General features: G+C 65.2%; 21 protein-coding genes. 11 read left to right on the forward strand and 10 right to left on the reverse strand.

What is annotated here, in order from left to right; translation table 11 throughout:
• Positions 1 to 56 precede the first annotated feature (56 nt).
• From rseP to rpsB, 8 genes are all read right to left on the reverse strand, one after another.
• A complete protein-coding gene (gene rseP / locus KSS95_RS21810) occupies positions 57 to 1,409 on the reverse strand; it encodes a sigma E protease regulator RseP (protein ID WP_217849536.1) in 1,353 nt (450 codons plus the stop codon).
• A gap of 42 nt (positions 1,410 to 1,451) precedes the next feature.
• On the reverse strand, positions 1,452 to 2,642 hold the full coding sequence (ispC, locus tag KSS95_RS21815; RefSeq protein WP_217849538.1) for a 1-deoxy-D-xylulose-5-phosphate reductoisomerase: 1,191 nt from the start codon (positions 2,640 to 2,642) through the stop codon (positions 1,452 to 1,454).
• Positions 2,639 to 3,454, reverse strand: coding sequence for a phosphatidate cytidylyltransferase (locus KSS95_RS21820; protein WP_217849540.1), 816 nt, complete (start codon positions 3,452 to 3,454; stop codon positions 2,639 to 2,641). The genes ispC and KSS95_RS21820 overlap by 4 nt, the downstream gene beginning before the upstream one ends.
• A complete protein-coding gene (gene uppS / locus KSS95_RS21825; RefSeq protein ID WP_134689533.1) occupies positions 3,454 to 4,209 on the reverse strand; it encodes a polyprenyl diphosphate synthase in 756 nt (251 codons plus the stop codon). The genes KSS95_RS21820 and uppS overlap by 1 nt, the downstream gene beginning before the upstream one ends.
• Before the next feature lie 18 nt (positions 4,210 to 4,227).
• Positions 4,228 to 4,785 (reverse strand): ribosome recycling factor, encoded by a 558-nt coding sequence (gene frr, locus KSS95_RS21830; protein WP_217849542.1) that lies wholly within the window; start codon positions 4,783 to 4,785, stop codon positions 4,228 to 4,230.
• Positions 4,782 to 5,525, reverse strand: coding sequence for a UMP kinase (gene pyrH / locus KSS95_RS21835; RefSeq protein ID WP_217849543.1), 744 nt, complete (start codon positions 5,523 to 5,525; stop codon positions 4,782 to 4,784). Before pyrH ends, frr begins: the two co-directional genes overlap by 4 nt.
• 177 nt (positions 5,526 to 5,702) lie before the next feature.
• A complete protein-coding gene (gene tsf, locus KSS95_RS21840) occupies positions 5,703 to 6,566 on the reverse strand; it encodes a translation elongation factor Ts (RefSeq protein WP_217849545.1) in 864 nt (287 codons plus the stop codon).
• A 185-nt stretch (positions 6,567 to 6,751) separates the two neighbouring features.
• The gene (rpsB, locus tag KSS95_RS21845) at positions 6,752 to 7,489 is read right to left on the reverse strand and encodes a 30S ribosomal protein S2 (protein WP_028690678.1); all 738 of its coding nucleotides are present in this window, start codon (positions 7,487 to 7,489) and stop codon (positions 6,752 to 6,754) included.
• 356 nt (positions 7,490 to 7,845) lie between these two features.
• Between rpsB and map the strand changes: the two genes are divergently transcribed.
• Genes map through dapC form a run of 3 tightly spaced genes read left to right on the forward strand, consistent with a single transcriptional unit; the run spans position 7,846 to position 12,572 of the window.
• Complete coding sequence (gene map, locus KSS95_RS21850) at positions 7,846 to 8,628, forward strand: type I methionyl aminopeptidase (protein WP_134689536.1); 783 nt, start codon at positions 7,846 to 7,848, stop codon at positions 8,626 to 8,628.
• A gap of 25 nt (positions 8,629 to 8,653) precedes the next feature.
• A complete protein-coding gene (locus KSS95_RS21855) occupies positions 8,654 to 11,353 on the forward strand; it encodes a [protein-PII] uridylyltransferase (RefSeq protein ID WP_217849547.1) in 2,700 nt (899 codons plus the stop codon).
• A gap of 22 nt (positions 11,354 to 11,375) precedes the next feature.
• Positions 11,376 to 12,572 carry a succinyldiaminopimelate transaminase gene (dapC, locus tag KSS95_RS21860; protein WP_217849549.1) on the forward strand — a complete coding sequence of 399 codons (1,197 nt, stop codon included), beginning with the start codon at positions 11,376 to 11,378 and terminating at the stop codon, positions 12,570 to 12,572.
• A gap of 275 nt (positions 12,573 to 12,847) precedes the next feature.
• Here dapC and KSS95_RS21865 read toward each other — a convergent pair whose 3' ends face one another.
• Positions 12,848 to 14,494: a Na+/H+ antiporter gene (locus KSS95_RS21865; RefSeq protein ID WP_217849551.1), complete on the reverse strand. Its 1,647-nt coding sequence runs from the start codon at positions 14,492 to 14,494 to the stop codon at positions 12,848 to 12,850.
• A gap of 273 nt (positions 14,495 to 14,767) precedes the next feature.
• Here KSS95_RS21865 and KSS95_RS21870 point away from each other — a divergent pair, with 273 nt between their 5' ends.
• From KSS95_RS21870 to KSS95_RS21885, 4 genes are all read left to right on the forward strand, one after another.
• Positions 14,768 to 15,115 (forward strand): ArsC family reductase, encoded by a 348-nt coding sequence (locus KSS95_RS21870; RefSeq protein WP_217849553.1) that lies wholly within the window; start codon positions 14,768 to 14,770, stop codon positions 15,113 to 15,115.
• A 42-nt stretch (positions 15,116 to 15,157) separates the two neighbouring features.
• Positions 15,158 to 16,192, forward strand: a complete 1,035-nt coding sequence (gene dapD / locus KSS95_RS21875; RefSeq protein ID WP_217849554.1) for a 2,3,4,5-tetrahydropyridine-2,6-dicarboxylate N-succinyltransferase — start codon at positions 15,158 to 15,160, stop codon at positions 16,190 to 16,192.
• Positions 16,193 to 16,271: 79 nt separating this feature from the next.
• The gene (locus KSS95_RS21880) at positions 16,272 to 17,477 is read left to right on the forward strand and encodes a cysteine desulfurase (RefSeq protein WP_217849556.1); all 1,206 of its coding nucleotides are present in this window, start codon (positions 16,272 to 16,274) and stop codon (positions 17,475 to 17,477) included.
• A complete protein-coding gene (locus KSS95_RS21885; protein WP_217849558.1) occupies positions 17,474 to 17,884 on the forward strand; it encodes a SufE family protein in 411 nt (136 codons plus the stop codon). The genes KSS95_RS21880 and KSS95_RS21885 overlap by 4 nt, the downstream gene beginning before the upstream one ends.
• A gap of 130 nt (positions 17,885 to 18,014) precedes the next feature.
• Here the strand turns inward: KSS95_RS21885 and tcdA are convergent, their stop codons facing one another.
• The gene (tcdA, locus tag KSS95_RS21890) at positions 18,015 to 18,824 is read right to left on the reverse strand and encodes a tRNA cyclic N6-threonylcarbamoyladenosine(37) synthase TcdA (protein WP_217849560.1); all 810 of its coding nucleotides are present in this window, start codon (positions 18,822 to 18,824) and stop codon (positions 18,015 to 18,017) included.
• Positions 18,825 to 19,065: 241 nt separating this feature from the next.
• On the opposite strand from tcdA, the gene KSS95_RS21895 reads away from it, so the two are divergent.
• The 4 genes from KSS95_RS21895 to KSS95_RS21910 all read left to right on the forward strand — a co-directional run bounded on the left by KSS95_RS21895 (position 19,066) and on the right by KSS95_RS21910 (position 24,189).
• The gene (locus tag KSS95_RS21895; protein ID WP_217849562.1) at positions 19,066 to 21,657 is read left to right on the forward strand and encodes a glycosyltransferase; all 2,592 of its coding nucleotides are present in this window, start codon (positions 19,066 to 19,068) and stop codon (positions 21,655 to 21,657) included.
• Between the two features lie 171 nt (positions 21,658 to 21,828).
• A complete protein-coding gene (dapE, locus tag KSS95_RS21900; protein WP_217849564.1) occupies positions 21,829 to 22,980 on the forward strand; it encodes a succinyl-diaminopimelate desuccinylase in 1,152 nt (383 codons plus the stop codon).
• Positions 22,980 to 23,792 carry a putative RNA methyltransferase gene (locus KSS95_RS21905; RefSeq protein ID WP_217849566.1) on the forward strand — a complete coding sequence of 271 codons (813 nt, stop codon included), beginning with the start codon at positions 22,980 to 22,982 and terminating at the stop codon, positions 23,790 to 23,792. The genes dapE and KSS95_RS21905 overlap by 1 nt, the downstream gene beginning before the upstream one ends.
• Positions 23,793 to 23,811: 19 nt before the next feature.
• Positions 23,812 to 24,189: a hypothetical protein gene (locus KSS95_RS21910; RefSeq protein ID WP_217849568.1), complete on the forward strand. Its 378-nt coding sequence runs from the start codon at positions 23,812 to 23,814 to the stop codon at positions 24,187 to 24,189.
• Positions 24,190 to 24,200: the final 11 nt, after the last annotated feature.

Consider the following 24,200-nt stretch of genomic DNA (forward strand, 5'->3'; position numbering starts at 1 on the left):
GCAATAAACAACCCGCCGCGACAGGGCGGCAGGTTTTCGCGATTGAGCGAAGCTTTTTATAGTCGACCCAGATCATTGATCAGGGCGAGCAACATCACCCCGACGACCAAACTGATACCGATCTGGACCCCCCAACCTTGCACCCGATCCGAGAGCGGACGACCGCGCGCCCACTCGATCAGGTAGAACAGCAAATGCCCCCCATCCAGTACCGGGATGGGCAGCAGGTTCAGAACCCCCAGGCTTATGCTCAGATAGGCCAGGAAATTCAGGAAATCCCCGACGCCCGACTGGGCTGAAGCGCCCGCCACTTTAGCAATGGTTATCGGTCCGCTCAAGTTTTTTACCGAGAGCTCCCCGAACAGCATTTTCTTCAGCGATTCGAGGGTCAGAACACTCATGTTCCAGGTGCGCGAAAGGCCCTCGCCCACCGCTTCCAGCGGGCCATAGCTGACCTCGCGGAGCATCTGCGCCGGCCATTGCGTGGCCTTGACGCCCGCCCCCAGGTAGCCGCCGACGGCCTTGCCCTCGCCCTTGCGGGCCAGGGTCACCGGCACGTCGAGCGAAGCGCCGTCACGCTCGATCCGCAGGCTCACCTGCTGCTGCGGGCGGGCGCGCACGGCGTCGACCACTTGCTGCCAGTCGGCGAGGGCCACGCCGTCCAGGGCCAGCAGCTTGTCGCCGGTCTTGAGCCCGGCGGCGGCCGCCGGCCCCTTGGGGTCGATCTCGGCCAGCACCGGCGTTACCGCCGGGCGCCACGGACGCAGGCCGAGGGACTGGATCGGGTCCGGCTCATCGACGCCCTTGAGCCAGTGGCTCAAGGTGATGTCGTGCTGACGCTCGGCAGTCGCGCCTGCGTCGACCACGCCCACCCGCAGGGTGCCGCTCTCGCCAAGGCGCCGCACCAGCTGCAGGTTGACTGCCGACCAGCCGGTGGTCGGCTCGCCATCAATGGAAACAATTTCCTGACCGACATTCAGACCGGCGGTTGCCGCCAGGCTGCCCGCCTCCACCGCGCCAATGACCGGCCGCACCTGCTGCGAGCCGAGCATGGCAACCACCCAAAAGAACAGGATGGCGAGCAGGAAATTGGCGATCGGACCGGCGGCGACGATGGCGATGCGCTGGCGCACCGACTTGCGATTGAACGACTGCTCGACCAGCGCTGGCGGCACTTCGCCCTCGCGCTCATCGAGCATCTTGACATAGCCCCCCAACGGAATCGCCGCGACCACGAATTCAGTGCCCTGGCGGTCATGCCAGCGCAGCAGCGGCGTGCCGAAGCCCACCGAGAAGCGCAGCACCTTGACCCCACAGCGGCGCGCCACCCAGAAGTGGCCGAACTCGTGGAAGGTGACCAGCACACCCAGCGCAATCAGGGTACCGATGATCATGTAGAGCGCAGTCATGTCCAATCTCCGGGTGACAGTCGGCGGGGCGTGCCGCTGGCGTCAGCGGCCGTGGCGCCGCAACCACTCCCGGGACAGTTCCCGGGCACGTTGATCGGCGGCGAACACCGCCTCGAGCGTAGGCAGCGAGACCACCGGCTCCTGGTCGAGTACCTGCTCGATCATACTCGCGATCTCCGGGAAGCGAATACGCCCCTGCAGGAACGCATCCACCGCCACCTCGTTGGCGGCGTTGAGCACCGCCGGCGCACTGTTGCCGGCCTCGGCAGCCTGACGCGCCAGGCGCAGGCAAGGGAAGCGCTGTTCGTCGGGGGCCTGGAAATCCAGACGGGCGATGGCAAACAGGTCCAGCGGCGCGACACCCGAGTCGATACGCTCCGGCCAGGCCAGGGCGTTGGAGATCGGCGTGCGCATGTCCGGGTTGCCCAGCTGGGCCAGCACGGAGCCGTCGATGTAGTCGACCAGCGAGTGGATGACACTTTGCGGGTGCACCACCACTTCCACCTGGGACGGCTTGGCATCGAACAGCCAGCAGGCCTCGATCAGCTCCAGGCCCTTGTTGAGCATGCTCGCCGAGTCGACCGAGATCTTCCGGCCCATGGACCAGTTGGGATGGGCGCAGGCCTGCTCGGGCGTGACGTTGAGCAGCGCTTCGGCCGGGGTATCGCGGAACGGGCCACCAGAGGCGGTCAGCAGGATCCGCCGCACCCCCACGTTGCCCAGGCCACGGGCGAAGTCGCCGGGCATGCACTGGAAGATCGCGTTGTGCTCGCTGTCGATCGGCAGCAGCACCGAACCGCTGCGACGCACCGCGTCCATGAACAAGGCGCCGGACATCACCAGGGCCTCTTTGTTGGCCAGCAGCACCTTCTTGCCCGCCTCGACCGCCGCCAGGGTCGAACGCAGGCCCGCGGCGCCGACGATGGCCGCCATCACCGCGTCCACTTCCGACGCCGACGCCACCTGACAGAGCCCGGCCTCGCCTTCCAGCACCTCGGTGGCGCAACCCGCCGTGGCCAGCCCGTCACGCAAGCGCGCGGCGGCCTCGGCGCTCGGCACCACGGCAAATACCGGACGGTGACGCACGCACAGGGCCAGCAACTCGTCGATGCGCGAATAGCCGCTCAGGGCGAACACCTGGTAACGCTCAGGGTGGCGCGCGATGACATCCAGGGTGCTCAGGCCGATCGAGCCGGTGGCCCCGAGCACGGTAATACGTTGCGCACGATTCACATCACACCCCATTCGGCAGCCCACAGAAGTACGGCAAACATCGGAATCGCCGCGGTCAGGCTGTCGATGCGATCGAGCACGCCGCCGTGCCCCGGCAGCAGGTTGCTGCTGTCCTTGATGCCTTCGCGGCGCTTGAACATGCTCTCGGTCAGGTCACCGACCACCGAGGACATGACCACCACCACCGCGCCCAGCAGGCCCAGCAGGATCTGGCCAAAGCCCCAGTCGCGGGCCAGGCCCACGCCCAGGGTGATCAGCAGGCTGACCACCAGGCCGCCATAGACGCCTTCCCAGCTCTTGCCCGGGCTGACCTGCGGCGCCAGCTTGCGCTTGCCGAAGGCACGCCCGGAGAAATAGGCACCGATATCGGCGGCCCAGACCAGCACCATGACCGCCAGGATCAGCCAGTTGCCCAGCGGCCAGTGCTTGAGCAGCACCAGGCCCTGCCAGGCCGGCAGCAGCACCAACAAGCCGATCAGCAGGCGGCAGGCGGCGCTGCTCCACAGCTCGTTGCTGCGCGGATAGGTCAGCACCAACCAGGTGGCCAGCGCCCACCAGATCACCGAGGCGCCCAGCACCCAGGGGGCGAGGTCCGGCATCAGGTAGAGCAGCATCAACCCACCGGCCACCACGGCGGCGTAGGCGATGCGCAGCGGCTGCGCCACCAGGCCGGCCAGGCGCGCCCACTCCCAAGCGCCGAGCGTGACCACGAAGCCGATGAACAGGGCGAAATCCCCGCCATTGAGCAGGAAGAAACCGCCCAGCGCGACCGGCAACAGGATCAGCGCGGTAATGATGCGTTGTTTAAGCATTAAGCACGGGCTCCAGCCTCGACCTGCTCGCTGGTCTTACCGAAGCGGCGCTGGCGCGAAGCGAAATCGGCCAGCGCGTTGCGCATGGCCTCGTGTTTGAAGTCCGGCCAGTACAGGTCGGAGAAGTACAGCTCGGCGTAGGCCAGCTGCCACAGCAGGAAGTTGCTGATGCGATGTTCGCCACCGGTACGGATGCACAGGTCGGGCAGCGGCAGGTCGCCGGTGGCCAGGCACGTCTGCAACAGCTCGGGGGTGATGTCCTCCGGGCGCAGGTGCCCGGCCTGGACTTCCCGCGCCAGGCGCTGCGCGGCCTGGGCGATATCCCACTGGCCACCATAGTTGGCAGCGATCTGCAGGATGAAGCGGTTGCTGCCGGCGGTCGCCGCTTCGGCCTCCCGCATGGCCGCTTGCAGCTCCGGATGGAACCGTGAACGGTCGCCAATGATGCGCAGGCTGATGTTGTTGTCGTTCAGGCGCTTGGCCTCGCGACGCAGCGCCGAGAAGAACAGCTCCATCAGTGCACCGACCTCTTCGGCCGGGCGCTGCCAATTCTCGCTGGAGAAGGCGAAGAGCGTGAGCACCTCGACCTTCGCCTCGGCGCACACTTCGATCACCGCGCGAACGGCATCGACACCCGCCTTGTGCCCGGCGACGCCGGGCAGCAGGCGCTTCTTCGCCCAGCGGTTGTTGCCATCCATGATGATCGCGACATGACGCGGCACCGAGGACGGCGCCGCTGGCTTGGTCTTTTCCATTAAAGAGCAACCCTGGCCTCAAACGGCCATCAGGTCCTTTTCCTTGGCCTTGAACGCGGCGTCGACTTCAGCGACGTACTTGTCGGTCAGCTTCTGGATCTCGTCGGCGGCGCGACGCTCTTCGTCTTCGCTGATTTCCTTGTCCTTGGTCAGCTTCTTGAGGTCGGCCAGGGCATCGCGGCGCACGTTGCGCACGGCAACCTTGGCGTCTTCGCACACAGCGCTGGCCTGCTTGGTGTAACCCTTGCGGGTTTCCTCGGTCAGGGCCGGCATCGGCACGCGAATGGTGGTGCCGGCGCTGGACGGGTTCAGGCCCAGGTCGGAGGTCAGGATGGCCTTTTCGATGGCCGCGCTGAGGTTCTTGTCGTGAGCGACGATCTTCAGGGTACGGGCGTCCTCGACGGTGATCGCGGCCACCTGGTTCAGCGGCATGTCGCTACCCCAGGCAGGGACCTTGACGCTGTCCAGGATGCTCGGGTGGGCGCGACCGGTACGGATCGCCGCCAGGTTGCGGGCCAGCGCCTCGATGGACTTGCCCATGCGCTCCTGGGCGTCTTTCTTGATTTCGTTGATCATTTTTGAACTTCCTCGATCAGAGTTCCTTCCGCGCCGCCATGCACGATGTTCAGCAGGGCGCCGGGCTTGTTCATATTGAAGACGCGCAGCGGCATCTGGTGGTCGCGGCACAGGCAGATTGCCGTCAGGTCCATCACGCCCAGCTTGCGATCCAGCACTTCATCGTAGGTCAGATGATCGAACTTCTCGGCATGCGGGTCCTTGAATGGATCTGCAGTGTATACACCATCGACCTTGGTTGCCTTCAAAACCACGTCGGCATCGATCTCGATGGCGCGCAGGCAAGCGGCGGAGTCGGTGGTGAAGAACGGGTTGCCGGTACCGGCGGCGAAGATCACGACTTCCTTGGCGTTCAGGTGGCGCATGGCCTTGCGACGATCGTAGTGATCGGTCACGCCAACCATGGAGATGGCCGACATGACGATGGCGGTGATGTTCGCCCGCTCCAGCGCGTCGCGCATGGCCAGGGCATTCATCACGGTCGCCAGCATGCCCATGTGGTCACCGGTGACGCGATCCATGCCGGCTGCACTGAGCGCCGCGCCACGGAACAGGTTGCCACCACCAATCACCAGGCCGACCTGAACGCCAATACCGACCAGCTGGCCGACTTCCAGCGCCATGCGATCCAGGACCTTGGGGTCGATCCCGAACTCTTCCGAGCCCATCAGGGCCTCGCCGCTAAGTTTGAGTAGAATGCGTTTATAGCGAGCCTGATAACCACTGCCCTGCTGAGCCATTGCGAATCTCTCCTGCGGCGTTTGTAAAATTCTGGCGGGCTGCTTGAGCCTGCATGTAACACTGACATGACGCAGCGACTGCGTCAGCGAGCAACGGCCTGACAAACCGCTCCCGCTTTGACAAAGAGGCTGCGCGCGTGAGCGGGCAGCCTCTTTGGGGCGACAGACGAGTCCGTCTTACTGCTTGGCGGCAGCGACCTGGGCGGCAACTTCGGCAGCGAAGTCGTCAACCGGCTTCTCGATGCCTTCGCCAACCTTGAAGTAGGTGAAGGAAACGATTTCAGCACCGGCTTTCTTGGCCAGGGCGCCGACCTTGACTTCCGGGTCCATCACGAAGGCTTGCTCTTTCAGCGAGGCTTCGGCTTTGAACTTGGCGATACGACCGTTGATCATGTTCTCAACGATGTTTTCCGGCTTGCCGGCGATCTTGTCGGCGTTCAGCTGCAGGAAGACGTTCTTCTCGCGCTCGATGGCCTCGGCGGAGATTTCCGACGCATCCAGGAACTCTGGGTTCGAAGCTGCAACGTGCATGGCGATGTTCTTGGCCAGTTCGACGTCGCCGCCTTTCAGGACAACAACGGCACCGATCTTGTTGCCGTGCAGGTAGGCACCGACAACGTCACCCTCAACGCGCACCAGGCGACGAATGTTGACGTTCTCGCCACACTTGGCAACCAGGGCTTCACGAGCGGCTTCGCGCGAGGCGATCAGCGGCGCGGCGTCGGTCAGCTTCTGGGCAAAGGCTTCTTCGAGGCTTTCGGCAACGAAGTTCTTGAAGTCGTCTTGCAGGGCCAGGAAGTCGGTCTGCGAGTTCACTTCCAGCAGGACGGCGGATTTACCGTCGGTCTTGACGGCGATAGCGCCTTCAGCAGCGACGTTGCCAGCCTTTTTAGCGGCCTTGATGGCGCCCGAGGCACGCATGTCGTCAATGGCTTTCTCGATGTCGCCGCCGGCCTTTTCCAGGGCCTTCTTGCAATCCATCATGCCTTCGCCGGTACGCTCGCGCAGTTCTTTGACCAGCGCCGCAGTAATTGCTGCCATTTCAAAATCCTCTTGGAAAGTTTTTCAACCATTCCACCCGCTCGTCACGGGCGTTAAATTCTGCAAATCGCTGCCTTTATATCAGCTCGCCCATGATGCGGGGCCGTTGCTGACAGCAGGATTTCAAGGTGGCAAAAAGGGGGCCAAGCCCCCTTTTTGCGTGCCAAGTAGACGCCAGGCGTCAATTACTCAGCAGCAGGTGCAGCCGCTTCTTCAGCGTAGACTTCAGTGCCGCCGGCAACGTTGTTGCGGCCGCGGATGACGGCGTCAGCCATCGAAGTCATGTACAGCTCGATAGCGCGGATGGCGTCATCGTTACCTGGGATGATGTAGTCAACACCTTCTGGGCTGCTGTTGGTATCGACAACGCCGATAACCGGGATGCCCAGCTTGTTGGCTTCGGTGATGGCAATGCGCTCGTGGTCGACGTCGATCACGAACAGGGCATCAGGCAGGCCGCCCATGTCCTTGATACCACCCAGGCTGCGGTCCAGCTTTTCCAGATCGCGCGAACGCATCAGGGCTTCTTTCTTGGTCAGCTTGGCAAAGGTGCCGTCTTCGGCCTGGGTTTCCAGGTCGCGCAGACGCTTGATCGAGGCGCGGATGGTCTTGTAGTTGGTCAGCATGCCGCCCAACCAACGGTGATCAACGTATGGCGAACCGCAACGAGCAGCTTGCTCGGCGACGATCTTGCCGGCGGAACGCTTGGTGCCGACGAACATGATCTTGTTCTTGCCCTGGGCCAGGCGCTCGACGAAGGACAGAGCCTCGTTGAACATCGGCAGGGTTTTTTCCAGGTTGATGATGTGGATCTTGTTACGCGCGCCGAAAATGTACTTGCCCATTTTCGGGTTCCAGTAACGGGTCTGGTGGCCGAAGTGCACACCGGCCTTCAGCATATCGCGCATGTTGACTTGGGACATGATAGTTCCTTGATAAGTCGGGTTGGGCCTCCACGTATCCCAATGACCAACCCGCGCTTGCGAACAAGCGGGGCACCCAGGCCATCGTGTCGACACGTGTGTGGGTTTGAGCTAACGGAGGTCTCCCCCGAAAGCGGCGCATTTTATATCACAGACTGCGCGCGAACGGAACCCGGATGATGCAGCGTCCGTCAGCGACTTTTGCAGCGACCCGGCTTTGGGGCCAGAATGCCTTCAATAGACCACCGGATCGCCGGGTTTCTCCCGCCAGAGCCCGCCAGATCGCCGCCGCGCTCTGGTAGAATCCGGTCTTTCCCGTTTGTTCGCGCCGCCCGTGGCGCCGTAGAGAGCCTGTAATGACCGTCACCATCAAGACCGCAGAAGACATCGAAAAGATGCGCATCGCCGGCCGCCTGGCCGCCGAAGTGCTGGAAATGATCGAGCAGCACGTCAAGCCCGGTGTCACCACCGAAGAGCTCGACCGCCTGTGCCACGACTACATCGTCAACGTCCAGCAGGCGATCCCGGCACCGCTCAACTACAAGGGCTTCCCCAAGTCTATCTGCACCTCGATCAACCACGTGGTCTGCCATGGCATCCCCAATGACAAGCCCCTGAAGGACGGCGACACCATCAACATCGACGTCACCGTGATCAAGGACGGCTACCACGGCGACACCAGCCGCATGTACCACGTCGGCACCGTCGCCCCGTGGGCCGAGCGCCTGTCCAAAGTCACCCAGGAATGCCTGTACAAGGCCATCGAGCTGGTCAAGCCGGGCTGCCGCCTGGGCGACATCGGCGAAGTGATCCAGAAGCACGCCGAGAAGAACGGTTTCTCGGTGGTCCGCGAGTTCTGCGGCCACGGCATCGGCAAGGTGTTCCACGAAGAGCCGCAGATTCTCCACTACGGCCGCGCCGGCACCGGCATGGAGCTCAAGGAAGGCATGACCTTCACCATCGAGCCGATGATCAACCAGGGCAAGGCCGACACCAAGGTGCTGGGCGATGGCTGGACCGCCATCACCAAGGACCGCAAGCTCTCGGCCCAGTGGGAACACACCCTGGTGGTGACCGCCGACGGCTACGAGATCTTCACCCTGCGCAAGGACGACACCATCCCGCGCACCTCGGCCTGACTCTTATCCAAAGGAACGCGACTCGATGCCCCAGGTGGATCCCGAGCTGTTCGACCGCGGCCAGTTCCAGGCGGAACTGGCCCTCAAGGCTAGCCCCATCGCCGCGTTCAAGAAGGCCATCCGCATGGCCGGCGAGGTGCTCGACAAGCGTTTTCGCGAGGGCCGGGAGATCCGCCGCCTGATCGAGGATCGCGCCTGGTTCGTCGATAACATCCTGCAACAGGCCTGGCGCCAGTTCGACTGGGGCAACCCCGACGGCATCGCCCTGGTCGCCGTCGGCGGCTATGGCCGCGGCGAGTTGCACCCGTACTCCGACATTGACCTGCTGATCCTGCTCGAGGCCGCCGAGCATGAGCAGTACCGCGACGCCATCGAACGCTTTCTGACCTTGCTATGGGACATCGGCCTGGAAGTCGGCCAGAGCGTGCGCACGGTCGACGAATGCGCCGAGCAGGCGCGCGCCGACCTCACGGTCATCACCAACCTGATGGAAAGCCGCACCATCGCCGGCCCCGAGCCTCTGCGCCAGCGCATGCTCGATGCCACCAGCACGGCACACATGTGGCCGAGCAAGGAGTTCTTCCTGGCCAAGCGCGCCGAACTCAAGGCCCGTCACCACAAGTACAACGACACCGAGTACAACCTGGAGCCCAACGTCAAGGGCGGCCCCGGCGGCCTGCGCGACATCCAGACCGTATTGTGGGTAGCCCGGCGCCAGTACGGCACCCTCAACCTGCACGCCCTGGCCGGCGAGGACTTCCTGCTGGAAAGCGAGAACGAACTGCTGGCCTCGTCCCAGGCCTTCCTGTGGCGCGTGCGCTATGCCCTGCACATGCTCGCCGGGCGCGCCGAGGACCGCCTGCTGTTCGACCACCAGCGCAGCATCGCCGCGCTGCTGGGCTACAGCGACGACAACCCCAAGCGCGCCATCGAGCAGTTCATGCAGCAGTACTACCGGGTGGTGATGAGCATCAGCCAGTTGTGCGACCTGATCATCCAGCACTTCGAGGAAGTGATCCTCGCCGATGACAGCGGCAGCACCCAGCCGCTCAACGCGCGGTTCCGCCTGCACGACGGCTACATCGAGGCGGCCAGCCCCAACGTGTTCCGCCGCACGCCGTTCGCCATGCTGGAAATCTTCGTACTGATGGCCCAGCACCCGGAGATCAAGGGCGTGCGCGCCGACACCGTGCGCCTGCTGCGCGAGCACCGGCACCTGATCGACGAGCGCTTTCGCAACGATATCCGCAATACCAGCCTGTTCATCGAGCTGTTCAAGTGCGAGATCGGTATCCACCGCAACCTGCGGCGGATGAACCGCTACGGCATCCTCGGCCGCTACCTGCCGGAGTTCGGCCTGATCGTCGGGCAGATGCAGCACGACCTGTTCCACATCTATACGGTCGACGCCCACACCCTCAACCTGATCAAGCACCTGCGCAAGCTGCAGTACACCCCGGTGTCGGAGAAATTCCCGCTGGCCAGCAAGCTCATGGGCCGCCTGCCCAAGCCCGAGCTGATCTACCTGGCCGGGCTGTACCATGACATCGGCAAGGGCCGCCAGGGCGACCATTCCGAGCTCGGCGCGGTGGACGCGCAAGCCTTCTGCGCCCGGCACCAGCTACCCGCCTGGGACAGCCGGCTGATCGTCTGGCTGGTGCAGAACCACCTGGTGATGTCCACCACCGCCCAGCGCAAGGACCTCTCCGACCCGCAGGTGATCAACGACTTCGCCCTGCACGTGGGCGACGAGACGCGCCTGGACTACCTCTACGTGCTGACCGTGGCCGATATCAACGCCACCAACCCCAGCCTGTGGAACTCCTGGCGCGCCAGCCTGCTGCGCCAGCTCTACACCGAGACCAAGCGCGCCCTGCGCCGGGGCCTGGAGAACCCGCTGGACCGCGAGGAGCAGATCCGCCAGACCCAGTCCGCGGCCCTGGACATTCTCGTGCGCCAAGGCACCGACCCGGACGACGTCGAGCAGTTGTGGTCGCAGCTGGGCGATGACTACTTCCTCAAGCACAACGCCGCCGACGTGGCCTGGCACAGCGACGCGATCCTCCAGCAGCCGGCCGACGGCGGCCCGTTGGTGCTGATCAAGGAGACCACCCAGCGCGAGTTCGAGGGCGGCACGCAGATCTTCATCTATGCCCCCGACCAGCACGACTTCTTCGCCGTGACCGTGGCCGCCATGGCCCAGCTCAACCTGAACATCCACGATGCGCGGATCATCACCTCGAGCAGCCAGTTCACCCTCGACACCTATATCGTGCTCGACAACGACGGCGGCTCGATCGGCGACAACCCGCAACGGGTCCGGCAGATCCGCGACGGCCTGGCCGAGGCACTGCGCAACCCCGAGGATTATCCGACCATCATCCAGCGCCGGGTGCCGCGCCAGCTCAAGCACTTCAACTTCCCGCCGCAGGTGACCATCCTCAACGATGCCCAGCGCCCGGTGACCGTGCTGGAGATCACTGCCCCCGATCGCCCCGGCCTGCTGGCGCGGATCGGGCGGATCTTCCTGGAGTTCGACATTTCGCTGCAGAACGCCAAGATCGCCACCCTCGGCGAGCGCGTGGAAGACGTGTTCTTCATCACCGACGCCGACAACCAGCCGCTGTCCGACCCGCAGCTGTGCAGCCGCCTGCAGGAGGCCATCGTCCAGCAGTTGCAGGCCGGCCAGGCCAGCGACCCCAGCCCTACCCGCATGACCTTTTGACGATTAACGAGACCTTGCGCCGATGAACCACGCCTTGACCCAGCTCCAGCCCTACCCGTTCGAGAAACTGCGCGCCCTGCTGGGCACCGTGAAGCCGGCAGCCGACAAGCGCGCCATCGCCCTGTCGATCGGCGAGCCGAAGCATGCATCGCCGGCATTCGTCGCCCAGGCCATGGCCGACAACCTCGACAAGCTGGCGGTGTATCCGAGCACAATCGGCCTGCCCGCCCTGCGCCAGGCCATCGGCCAGTGGTGCGAGCGGCGGTTCGGGGTGCCGGCCGGCTGGCTCGATGCCGACCGCCACATCCTGCCGGTCAACGGCACCCGCGAGGCGCTGTTCGCCTTCACCCAGGCCGTGGTCAACCGCGCCGATGACGGCCTGGTGGTCAGCCCCAACCCGTTCTACCAGATCTACGAGGGCGCGGCGCTGTTGGCCGGCGCCACCCCGCACTACCTGCCGTGCCTGGAAAGCAACGGCTTCAACCCCGACTTCGACGCGGTGCCGGCGCACGTGTGGAAGCGCTGCCAGATCCTGTTCCTGTGCTCGCCGGGCAACCCCACCGGTGCGCTGGTGCCGATGGACACCTTGAAAAAGCTGATCGCCCTGGCCGACGAGCACGATTTCGTGATCGCCGCCGACGAGTGCTACAGCGAGCTGTACTTCGACGAAGATGCACCGCCGCCGGGCCTGCTGAGCGCCTGCGCCGAGCTTGGCCGCAGTGACTTCAAGCGCTGCGTGGTGTTCCACAGCCTGTCCAAGCGTTCCAACCTGCCAGGCCTGCGCTCGGGCTTCGTCGCTGGCGATGCCAGCATCATCAAGCCGTTCCTGCTGTACCGCACCTACCACGGCTGTGCCATGCCGGTGCAGACCCAGCTGGCCAGCGTCGCCGCCTGGCAGGACGAAACCCATGTACGTGAGAACCGTGACCTGTACCGGGCCAAGTACGATGCCGTGCTCGAGATCCTGCAACCGGTGATGGACGTGCAGCGTCCGGATGGCAGCTTCTACCTGTGGGCCAAGGTGCCGGGCTGCGATGCCGACTTCACCCGCGACCTGTTCGAGGCCGAGCATGTGACAGTGGTGCCGGGCTCGTACCTGTCGCGGCAAGTGGATGGCGTCAACCCAGGCGCCGGCCGCGTGCGTATGGCACTGGTCGCGCCGCTGGCCGAGTGCATCGAGGCGGCGGAGCGGATTCGCGCGTTTCTGCAGAGCCGTTGATTTGAGGCCGTTGCCGTTGCCGTTGCCGTTGCCGTTGCCGTTGCCGTTGCCGTTGCGATCAAAAGGCTAGCGCGATAACCCACGAGCGACAGCTGCGTCAGTGCAGGCGCCGCCCGTAACTTCGCGACTTCAGGAGGCCGGAGCGAGGGTCATTGACCACGTGAAGGCCACCAGGCGCTCGGTCGCATAGGCGCTACAGGGTTTACGGCGGGCACCTGGTGGCCCTGACACTTTGTTCGCGCCGTGGCGACCGCACTGTACGCGCTCGACCTAACCTATCGAACCTGCCCCAAATTCGCCTCACTCATGTCCAACTCCCCCAACACCTGTCGCACAACTTCATCACCCACCCGATGCTGACGATGCAGTTCATACAGTTCCAGACGCTGCGCGCGTAACGCCCGCAACCGCAAGCGGCGCTCCAGCAAGTCCATCTGCTCAGCCAATGCCCGCGCCTCGGCAGTGTCGTTGTAGCTGTCCAGCTCGTCCCGGTACTCGGCCATCAACCGCGCCTTGAGCTCGGTGGCCAGGGTGGCCTGAGCGGCATCCTGCGGCGCGTTGGCGTCGATCACCTCTTCTGCCTCCAAGGCATGAATGGCAGCCTCCGCGGTCCGCCGCCACGCCTCCTGCACCTCCTGGCGCAAACGCTCGTCCGGGCTCTTGGTCACCCCGCGCAGCAGGATCGGCAAGGCAATCACCGCACTGATCAGCGACAACAGGATCACCCCAGCGGCAATGAAGATCAGCAGGTCACGCTCTGGGAAGGCCTTGCCCACCCCCATCAGCAATGGCACCGACATCACACCCGCCAGGGTCACCGCCCCGCGCACGCCGCCCAATGTCAGCAGCCAGCAGGAGCGCGCGGTCGGCATCAGTACCAACGCCGGCTTGCCGCGCCAGCGGCGTACCACGCCAATCGCCCGCCAGATGCTCTGCACCCAGACGAAGCGCAGCAGTACCAGCGCGGCGAAGATCGCCACCACATCCAGGCAACGCCAGGCCAGGGTCGGCCAGACCGCCGCCTCGTCGCTGACCACCGCCTTGATGATGTCCGGCAATTGCAGGCCCAACAGCAGGAAAATCAGGCCATTGAAGGCGAACTCCAGCAATGACCAGACACTGCGGTTGAGCAGGCGGGTGCTGGTCTGGCGCGGCAACAGGTCGAGCCAGCTCTGCATCATGCCGGCAGCCACCGCCGAGAGGATCCCCGACACGCCCAGGCGCTCGGCCAGCACGTAGGCGGCAAAGGGCAGCAGCAACATGAACACCACATGGGTGGCCGGGTCATCCCAGCCCCGGGTGATCATCCACATGCGCAAGCGCCCCACCAACCAGCTCAACGCCACGCCCACCGCCAGGCCGCCCAGGGCAACCAGGACGAACGTCAAGCTGGCTTCGGTCAGCGAGAACACCCCGGTAATGGCCGCAGCCAAGGCAAACTTGAAGGTCACCAGGCCCGAGGCGTCGTTCATCAGCGCCTCACCCTGGAGCATGTGCATCAGCGGGGTGGGCAAACGGTCCTGGGTAATGGCCGAGACCGCCACGGCATCGGTGGGCGACAGCACCGCCGCCAGGGCAAAGGCCACCGGCAGGGGAATGCTCGGCAGCAGCCAGTGGATGAAGTACCCGGCGCCGACCACGGTGAACAGCACCAGCCCCACGGCAAGGGCCACCACCGGCCCGCGTATACGCCACAGCTCGCGCTTGGGCATGCGCCAACCGTCGGCAAACAGCAGCGGTGGCAGGAACAGGAACAGGAACAGTTCCGGGTCCAGCGCCACATGCAGGCCCAGGGTCGGCCACGCCAGCAAGGCACCGGCGGCGATCTGCACCAACGGCAATGGCAGCGGCAACAGGCGCCCCACCAGCTTGGAAACGCTCACCAGCATCAGCAGGATAAGAACGGTATAGGCTGACTGCATCGGCAAGCTTCCTGTGTGATTCGAGAAACGACAGCGGGGCGAAACATCGCCATTGAAACAATATGTTAGCGGGCTAGGTCGATCTTGGGCCGCTGCACCATAGTCGCAGCCACTCAACGAATATGTAACATAATGCTACTCGTGACGCCGTGACACACATCGCCCCGTGCCGATGAGCCCGCAGCCGTGGCGCCAACCCTGTCGATACCGCATAATCGGCCCACCCCCCTCTTCAAGGAGTATCGGGCACGCCCAGGCTGCCCCAGGCATTCAATGGCTTACACTCTCTACGGCATCAAAGCCTGCGACACCATGAAAAAGGCCCGCACCTGGCTTGAAGAAAAGGCCATCGGCTACGACTTCCACGACTACAAGACCCAGGGCATCGACCGCGACAGCCTCAACCGCTGGTGCGACGAACACGGCTGGGAAATCGTGCTGAACCGCGCCGGGACCACCTTCCGCAAGCTCGACGACGCCAGCAAGGCCGACCTCGACCAGGCCAAGGCCGTCGAGCTGATGCTCGCCCAACCGTCGATGATCAAGCGTCCGGTGCTCGACCTCGGCGAGCGCACCCTGGTCGGCTTCAAGCCCGACCTGTACGCCGCCGCGCTGGCCTGATCCCGCATTACGCTCCATCCCCTTTTCGCACGAGGTAATCGCATGTCTCAATCGCTGTTCAGCCTGGCCTTCGGTGTCGGCACCCAGAACCGCCAGGGCGCCTGGCTGGAAGTCTTCTACGCGCAGCCTGTGCTCAAGCCATCGGCCGAGCTGGCCGCCGCCGTCGCGCCGATCCTCGGCTATGAAGGTGGCAACCAGGCCATCGCCTTCACCACCGCCCAGGCCGCGCAGCTGGCCGACGCACTCAAGGGCGTCGATGCCGCCCAGGCCGCCCTGCTGACCCGCCTGGCCGAAAGCCACAAGCCGCTGGTCGCCACCCTGCTGGCCGAGGACACCGCGCTGACCTCCACCCCAGAGGCCTACCTCAAGCTGCACCTGCTGTCGCACCGCCTGGTCAAGCCGCACGGCGTGTCGCTGGCCGGTATCTTCCCATTGCTGCCGAACGTGGCCTGGACCAGCCAGGGCGCCATCGACCTGGCCGAGCTGGCCGAGCAGCAACTGGAAGCACGCCTCAAGGGCGAGCTGCTGGAAGTGTTCTCGGTGGACAAGTTCCCGAAGATGACCGACTACGTGGTCCCGGCCGGCGTGCGCATCGCCGACACCGCCCGTGTGCGCCTGGGCGCCTACATCGGCGAAGGCACCACCATCATGCACGAAGGCTTCGTCAACTTTAACGCCGGCACCGAAGGCCCGGGCATGATCGAAGGCCGCGTGTCCGCCGGCGTGTTCGTCGGCAAGGGCTCGGACCTGGGCGGCGGCTGCTCGACCATGGGCACCCTGTCCGGTGGCGGCAACATCGTCATCAAGGTCGGCGAAGGCTGCCTGATCGGCGCCAACGCCGGTATCGGCATCCCGCTGGGCGATCGCAACACCGTCGAGGCCGGCCTGTACATCACCGCCGGCACCAAGGTGAACCTGCTGGATGAAAACAACCAGCTGGTCAAGGTGGTCAAGGCCCGCGACCTGGCCGGCCAGACCGACCTGCTGTTCCGCCGCAATTCGCTCAACGGCGCGGTGGAGTGCAAGACCCACAAGTCGGCCATCGAGCTGAACGAGGCGTTGCACGCCCACAACTGAGAACCTGCGGGTTCGAAGTGATAAGATCGGGTCTTGCTCTTACGGGCAGACCCGATTTTTCATTCCAGGCCCCGCGACCATGTTCCAGCCCTCCCCCTGGCGTGCCGACTTTCCCGCCATCGCCGCCCTGCAACGCCAGCACCAGACCTACCTGGACAGCGCCGCCACCACGCAGAAGCCCCAGGCCCTGCTCGATGCCCTGAGCCACTATTACGGCCATGGCGCAGCTAACGTGCACCGTGCCCAGCACCTGCCCGGCGCCCTGGCCACCCAGGCCTTCGAGGGCTCCCGCGACAAAGTCGCCGCCTGGCTCAATGCCGCCGACTCGCGGCAGATCATCTTCACCCACGGCGCCACCTCGGCCCTGAACCTGCTGGCCTATGGCCTGGAACACCGCTTCGAGGCCGGTGACGAAATCGCGGTCAGTGCCCTGGAACACCACGCCAACCTGTTGCCCTGGCAGCAAATGGCGCAACGCCGCCAGCTGCGTCTGGTGGTGCTGCCGGTGAACGAGCTGGGCCATGTCGACCTGGATCAGGCCCTGCAGCTGATCGGCCCGCGCACCCGCCTGCTCGCCATCAGCCAGCTGTCCAACGTGCTGGGCACCTGGCAACCGCTGGCGCCACTGCTGGCCCATGCCCAGGCCCAGGGTGCCCTGACCGTGGTCGACGGCGCCCAGGGCGTGGTCCATGGCCGTCACGATGTGCAACAGCTGGCCTGTGACTTCTACGTATTCTCCAGCCACAAGCTCTACGGCCCGGAAGGCGTCGGTGTACTCCATGGCCGGCCCCAGGCGCTGGGGCTGCTGCGCCACTGGCAATTTGGTGGCGAAATGGTCCAGCTCGCCGAGTACCAGGCCGCCAGTTTCCGCCCGGCACCACTGGGCTTCGAGGCAGGCACCCCACCCATCGCCGGGGTGATCGGCCTGGGTGCCACCCTGGACTACCTGGCCAGCCTCGACGCCAACGCGGTGGCCACCCACGAGGCCACCTTGCACCAGCACCTGGTCCGCGGCCTGGCTGATCGCGAAGGCGTTCGTCTGCTTGGCTCACCGCAGGCGGCGCTCGCCAGTTTCGTCATTGATGGGGTGCACAACGCCGATATCGCCCACCTGCTGACCGAACAGGGCATTGCCGTGCGCGCCGGGCATCACTGCGCCATGCCCTTGCTCAAGGGGCTGGGGTTGGACGGCGCGATCCGTGTGTCCCTCGGCCTCTATACCGACAGCGATGACCTGCAGCGCTTCTTCGACGCGCTCGACCAGGGCCTGGAGCTGCTGCGATGAACTTGTCGCCAGAGGCCAGCCAGGCGCTGGAAAGTTTCCAGCAGGCGCGTGGCTGGGAGCAGCGGGCGCGGTTGCTGATGCAGTGGGGTGATCGGCTGGAACCGCTGGACGCCAGCGAGAAGAACGAGGCCAACCAAGTGCATGGCTGTGAGAGCCTGGTGTGGCTGGTGGCGCAACAGGAAAATGGTCAATGGCATTACAAAGCCGCTAGCGATGCACGGCTGTTGCGCGGTTTGCTGGCACTGCTGCTGGTGCGTGTGCAAGGCCTGGCCAGTGATGAACTGGCTGCGATCGATCTGGGCGACTGGTTCAGCAGCCTTGGGCTGGAACGCCAACTGTCGCCGTCGCGCAGCAATGGGCTGCATGCGGTGTTGCTGAAGATGACCGAGTTGGCGACCACTCACTGACGCCAAGGCAGCACTCGCACGGGTAGGAGCGGCCTTGTGTCGCGAAAGGGGCGCGAAGCGGCCCCGCAAATTGCGGGTAATCACTATCGCCGGGGCTGCTTCGCAGCCCTTTCGCGACACAAGGCCGCTCCTACAGGGGCTTGACCCGCTCTGAAGGCCGCCGCGCGCCGGCCACCAGTTTTTCAACGGCCTTGCTCGCCGCGACCATGCCGAACGTCGCGGTCACCATCATCACCGCACCGAACCCACCAGCACAGTCCAGGCGCACGCCTTCGCCGACGAAGCTTTTCTGCAGGCAAACGCTGCCATCGCCCTTGGGATAGCGCAGCTGCTCGCTGGAGAACACGCACGGCACGCCATAGTTGCGGCTGGTATTGCGCGAGAAGTTGTAGTCGCGGCGCAGGGTCGAGCGCACCCGCGAGGCCAGCGGGTCGTTGAAGGTCTTGTTCAGGTCGCCGATCTGGATCTGCGTCGGGTCGATCTGCCCACCGGCACCACCGGTGGTGACCACGGCGATCTTGCGCCGCCGGCACCAGGCGATCAGCGCGGCCTTGGCCATTACGCTGTCGATGCAGTCGATCACGCAATCCAACTGCTCGGTGATGTACTCGGCCATGGTCTCGCGGGTGACGAAGTCGGCCACCGCGTGCACCGTGCAGGCCGGGTTGATGGCGCGCAGGCGCTCGGCCATCACCTCGACCTTGGCGCGCCCGACCATGCCCTCGAGGGCATGGGCCTGGCGGTTGGTGTTGCTGACGCACACGTCGTCCAGGTCGAACAGGCTGATCTCGCCCACGCCGCTGCGGGCCAGGGCTTCGGCCGCCCACGAGCCCACCCCGCCGATACCGACGATGGCCACATGGGCCTGGCGCAGGCGCTGCAGGCCGTCGTCGCCGTAGAGCCGGGCAACGCCGGCGAAGCGGGGGTCTTCTGTGCTCATGCTGCTACCTCGAAAAATCCGGCGCGCATTATAGGCCAAGCGGGGTGATTCCGGGACCGCGTTGGCAAGAGTCCTGCCAAGCCTGCTTTAATGTCCTATTACGTACAACGATCTGAACGACAACCGAGCGGGCCAAGAACTTCATCCCTTGTCGAAAATCCAACGCATTGCCTGCCCTGGCAGTGTAGGACTTGCAGCCAGACACCACGCCCCGCGCCTCTCTTCGGAACCACGCACACCTATGTCATCACGTAAATTCGGTCTCAACCTGGTGGTGGTGCTGGCCATCGCCGCGCTGTTCACCGGGTTCTGGGCCCTGATCAACCGCCCGGTATCCGCCCCGGCCTGGCCTGAGCAGGTCTCCGGCTTTTCCTACTCGCCGTTCCGCCTGGGCCAGAGCCCGCAGAAAGGCCAGTATCCCAGCGAGGACGAGATCCGCCAGGACCTCGAGCAGCTCAACAAGCTGACCGACAACATCCGGATCTACACCGTCGAGGGCACCCAGGCCGAAGTGCCGCACCTGGCCGAGGAGCTTGGCTTGCGCGTTACCCTGGGCGTCTGGATCAGCAACGACCAGGAACGCAACGAACGCGAGATCGAGAAGGCCATTGGCCTGGCCAACACCTCGCGCAGCGTGGTGCGGGTGGTGGTCGGCAACGAAGCGCTGTTCCGCGAGGAGGTCAGCGCCGAGCAACTGATCGGCTACCTGGACCGGGTGCGCGCCGCGGTCAAGGTGCCGGTGACCACCAGTGAACAGTGGCATATCTGGAAGGAACATCCCGAACTGGCCAAGCACGTCGACCTGATCGCCGCGCACATCCTGCCGTACTGGGAGTTCGTGCCGATGCAGGACTCGGTGCAGTTCGTCCTCGACCGCGCCCGCGAACTGCGCAAGCAGTTCCCGCGCAAGCCGCTGCTGCTCTCGGAGGTCGGCTGGCCAAGCAACGGTCGCATGCGCGGCGGCGCCGACGCCACCCAGGCCGACCAGGCCATCTACCTGCGCACCTTGGTCAACACCCTCAACCGTCGTGGCTACAACTACTTCGTCATCGAGGCCTACGACCAGCCATGGAAGGCCAGCGACGAAGGCTCGGTAGGCGCCTACTGGGGCGTGTACAACGCCGAGCGCCAGCAGAAGTTCAACTTCGAGGGGCCGATCGTGGCGATCCCGCAGTGGCGCGCCCTGGCCGTGGCCTCGGTGGTACTGGCGATGATCGCCCTGGCCATCCTGCTGATCGACGGCTCGGCCCTGCGCCAGCGCGGGCGAACCTTCCTCACCTTCATCACCTTCCTGTGCGGCTCGGTGCTGGTGTGGATCGCCTACGACTACAGCCAGCAGTACAGCACCTGGTTCAGCCTGACCGTGGGCGTGCTGCTAGCGCTCGGCGCCCTGGGCGTGTTCATCGTGTTGCTGACCGAGGCCCATGAACTGGCCGAGGCGGTGTGGATTCACAAGCGCCGCAGGGAGTTCCTGCCGGTACAGGGCGACAGCGCCTACCGGCCGAAAGTGTCGGTGCATGTGCCGTGCTACAACGAGCCGCCGGAGATGGTCAAGCAGACCCTCGACGCCCTCGCCGCGCTGGACTACCCGGACTACGAAGTGCTGGTGATCGACAACAACACCAAGGACCCGGCCGTGTGGGAGCCGCTCAAGGCCCACTGCGAGAGGCTCGGCGAGCGTTTCAAGTTCTTCCATGTCGCGCCCCTGGCCGGCTTCAAGGGTGGCGCGCTGAACTACCTGATCCCGCACACCGCCAAGGACGCCGAGGTGATCGCGGTGATCGACTCGGACTACTGCGTCGACCGCAACTGGCTCAAGCACATGGTGCCGCATTTCGCCGACCCGAAGATCGCCGTGGTGCAGTCGCCCCAGGACTACCGCGACCAGCACGAAAGCGCCTTCAAGAAGCTGTGCTACAGCGAGTACAAGGGCTTCTTCCATATCGGCATGGTCACCCGCAACGACCGTGACGCGATCATCCAGCACGGCACCATGACCATGACCAGGCGCAGCGTGCTCGAGGAGCTCGGCTGGGCCGAGTGGTGCATCTGCGAGGACGCCGAACTGGGCCTGCGCGTGTTCGAAAAGGGCCTGTCGGCCGCCTATGCCCACAACAGCTACGGCAAGGGCCTGATGCCCGACACCTTCATCGACTTCAAGAAGCAGCGCTTCCGCTGGGCCTACGGCGCCATCCAGATCATCAAGCACCACGCCAGCGCGTTGCTGCGCGGCAAGGACAGCGAACTGACCCGCGGCCAGCGCTACCACTTCCTGGCCGGCTGGCTGCCGTGGATCGCCGATGGCATGAACATCTTCTTCACCGTCGGCGCGCTGCTGTGGTCGGCGGCGATGATCATCGTGCCGCATCGGGTCGACCCGCCGCTGATGATGTTCGCCATCCCGCCGCTGGCGCTGTTCTTCTTCAAGGTCGGCAAGATCCTGTTCCTCTACCGCCGTGCGGTGGGGGTCGACCTGAAGGATGCCTTCGCCGCGGCCCTGGCGGGGCTGGCGCTGTCGCACACCATCGCCAAGGCAGTGCTGTACGGCTTCTTCACCAGCAGCATGCCGTTCTTCCGCACGCCGAAGAACGCCGACAGCCATGGCCTGTTGGTGGCGCTTGCCGAAGCCCGCGAAGAGCTGTTCATCATGCTGATGCTGTGGGGCGCGGCGCTGGGGATCTACCTGGTGCAGGGGCTGCCGAGTTCGGACATGCGCTTCTGGGTGGCGATGCTGCTGGTGCAGTCGCTGCCGTACCTGGCGGCGCTGGTGATGGCGTTGCTGTCGTCGCTGCCCAAGCCCGCCGAAAAGGCCGCCGAAACACAACAGGCTTGAGAATACCGGGGGCGCTACGCGCCCCTTTCGCGACACAAGGCCGCTCGCGTACGCCTGTAGGAGCGGCCTTGTGTCGCGAAAGGGCCGCACAGCGGCCCCATTGGCCTGTCAGTTTGCTATAAGATAACGCCCCTCAGTTTCCCCCGCCTTGCCTTGCCCCGGAGTCCTGCAATGACGGCCCCAGCCGAGCTTTCGCCTACCCTGCAACTGGCCTGCGACCTGATCCGTCGTCCCTCGGTCACCCCGGTCGACGCCGACTGCCAGACCCAGATGATGAACCGCCTGGGCGCTGTCGGCTTCCAGCTCGAGCCGATGCGCTTCGAGGACGTCGACAACTTCTGGGCCAGCCACGGCAACCAGGCCGGCCCGGTGCTGTGCTTCGCCGGCCACACCGACGTAGTGCCCACCGGCCCCGTGCAGCAGTGGCAGCATGAACCGTTCGAGGCGTTGATCGACGCCGACGGCATGCTCTGCGGCCGCGGCGCCGCCGACATGAAAGGCAGCCTGGCATCGATGGTGGTGGCCTGCGAGCGCTTCGTGCAGGACTACCCGAACCACCGCGGCAAGGTCACCTTCCTGATCACCAGCGACGAGGAAGGCCCGGCCCACCACGGCACCAAGGCCGTGGTCGAGCGCCTGAAGGCACGCAACGAACGCCTGGACTGGTGCATCGTCGGCGAGCCGTCGAGCACCAGCCTGCTCGGCGACGTGGTCAAGAACGGCCGCCGTGGCTCGCTCGGTGCCACCCTGACCGTGCGCGGCAAGCAGGGCCACGTGGCCTACCCGCACCTGGCACGCAACCCGATCCACCTGGCCGCCCCGGCCCTGGCCGAGCTTGCCGCCGAGCACTGGGACGAAGGCAATGCGTTCTTCCCGCCGACCAGCTTCCAGATCTCCAACCTCAACGCTGGCACCGGCGCCACCAACGTGGTCCCGGGCGAGCTGACGGCGCTGTTCAACTTCCGTTTCTCTACCGAATCGACCGTCGAAGGCCTGCAACAGCGGGTCGCGGCGATCCTCGACAAGCATCAGCTGCAGTGGCACATCGACTGGGCGCTGTCGGGCCTGCCGTTCCTCACCGAGCCGGGCGACCTGCTCGATGCGGTGTCCTCGAGCATCAAGGCGGTCACCGGCCGCGAGACCCGGCCGTCGACCAGCGGCGGCACTTCCGATGGCCGCTTCATCGCCACCATGGGCACCCAGGTGGTCGAGCTCGGCCCGGTCAACGCCACCATTCACCAGGTGGATGAGCGCATCCTGGCCAGCGACCTCGACCTGCTGACCGAGATCTACTACCAGACAATGGTACGGTTGCTCGCCTGATGCTCGCCTGCCCTCTTTGCCAGGCGCCCCTGGCGCGTCTCGACAACGGCGTGGCCTGCCCGGCCGGCCACCGCTTCGACCGCGCCCGCCAGGGCTACCTGAACCTGCTGCCGGTGCAGCACAAGAACAGCCGCGACCCAGGCGACAACCAGGCCATGGTGCAAGCCCGCCGCGACTTCCTCGACGCCGGCCACTATGCGCCGGTGGCCGGGCGCCTGGCGCAACTGGCTGCCGAGCGCCAGCCAGGCGCCTGGCTGGACATCGGCTGCGGCGAGGGTTATTACACCGCGCAGATCGCCCAGGCCCTGCCAGCAGCCGACGGCTACGCCCTGGACATCTCCCGCGAGGCGGTCAAGCGCGCCTGCCGCCGCGCCCCGCAGCTCACCTGGATGGTCGCCAGCATGGCCCGCGTGCCCCTGGCCGACGCCAGCTGCGGCTTCATCGCCAGCGTGTTCAGCCCGTTGGACTGGGCCGAAGCCAAGCGCCTGCTCGCCCCCGGTGGCGGCCTGATGCGGGTTGGCCCGACCAGCGGCCACCTGATGGAACTGCGCGAGGTGCTCTACGATGAAGTACGCCCCTACGCCGACGACAAGCACCTGGCGCTGGTGCCGCCAGGCATGCACCACGCCCACAGCGAAACCCTGGAATTTCGCCTGCGCCTGGTCGAGGCCAAGGCCCGCGCCGACCTGCTGGCCATGACCCCGCACGGCTGGCGCGCCAGCGCCGAGAAACGCGCGCAGGTCATCGACCAGCCCGAGCCGTTCGAGGTCACGGTTTCCATGCGTTATGACTATTTCGTGCGCCAAGACTGAGCACACACCGGAGCCCCCCATGCGTCAACCCGATATCGAGATCTACCTCAAGGACGACGAGGTCGATCACAAGCAGATCGCCGACTGGCTGACCCAAGCCCTGGGCCCGTGCAGCGAATGGAAGCAAAAAGGCCAGACCTTCAAGTGCACGGCCGGTAACATTCCGGTCACCTGGTTACCCAAGGCTGTGGGGAAATGGAACAGCCTGTACCTGGAAAGCGACCAGACGCCCTGGGCCGACGACATCGCCTGCGCCCGCGCGGCATTTGCCGCACTCAACGTCGAAGTACGTTGCGCGCCAGGTAGCTGGAGCGAGGAAGATGGGGAAGAAGATGCCGACCGCTGGATCCGCATCAGCGCCGACGGTGAACAGGAAATCACCTGGCGCACGAGCTGATGACGCTGCGC

The organism is Pseudomonas muyukensis (assembly GCF_019139535.1).
Taxonomy (GTDB): domain Bacteria; phylum Pseudomonadota; class Gammaproteobacteria; order Pseudomonadales; family Pseudomonadaceae; genus Aquipseudomonas; species Aquipseudomonas muyukensis.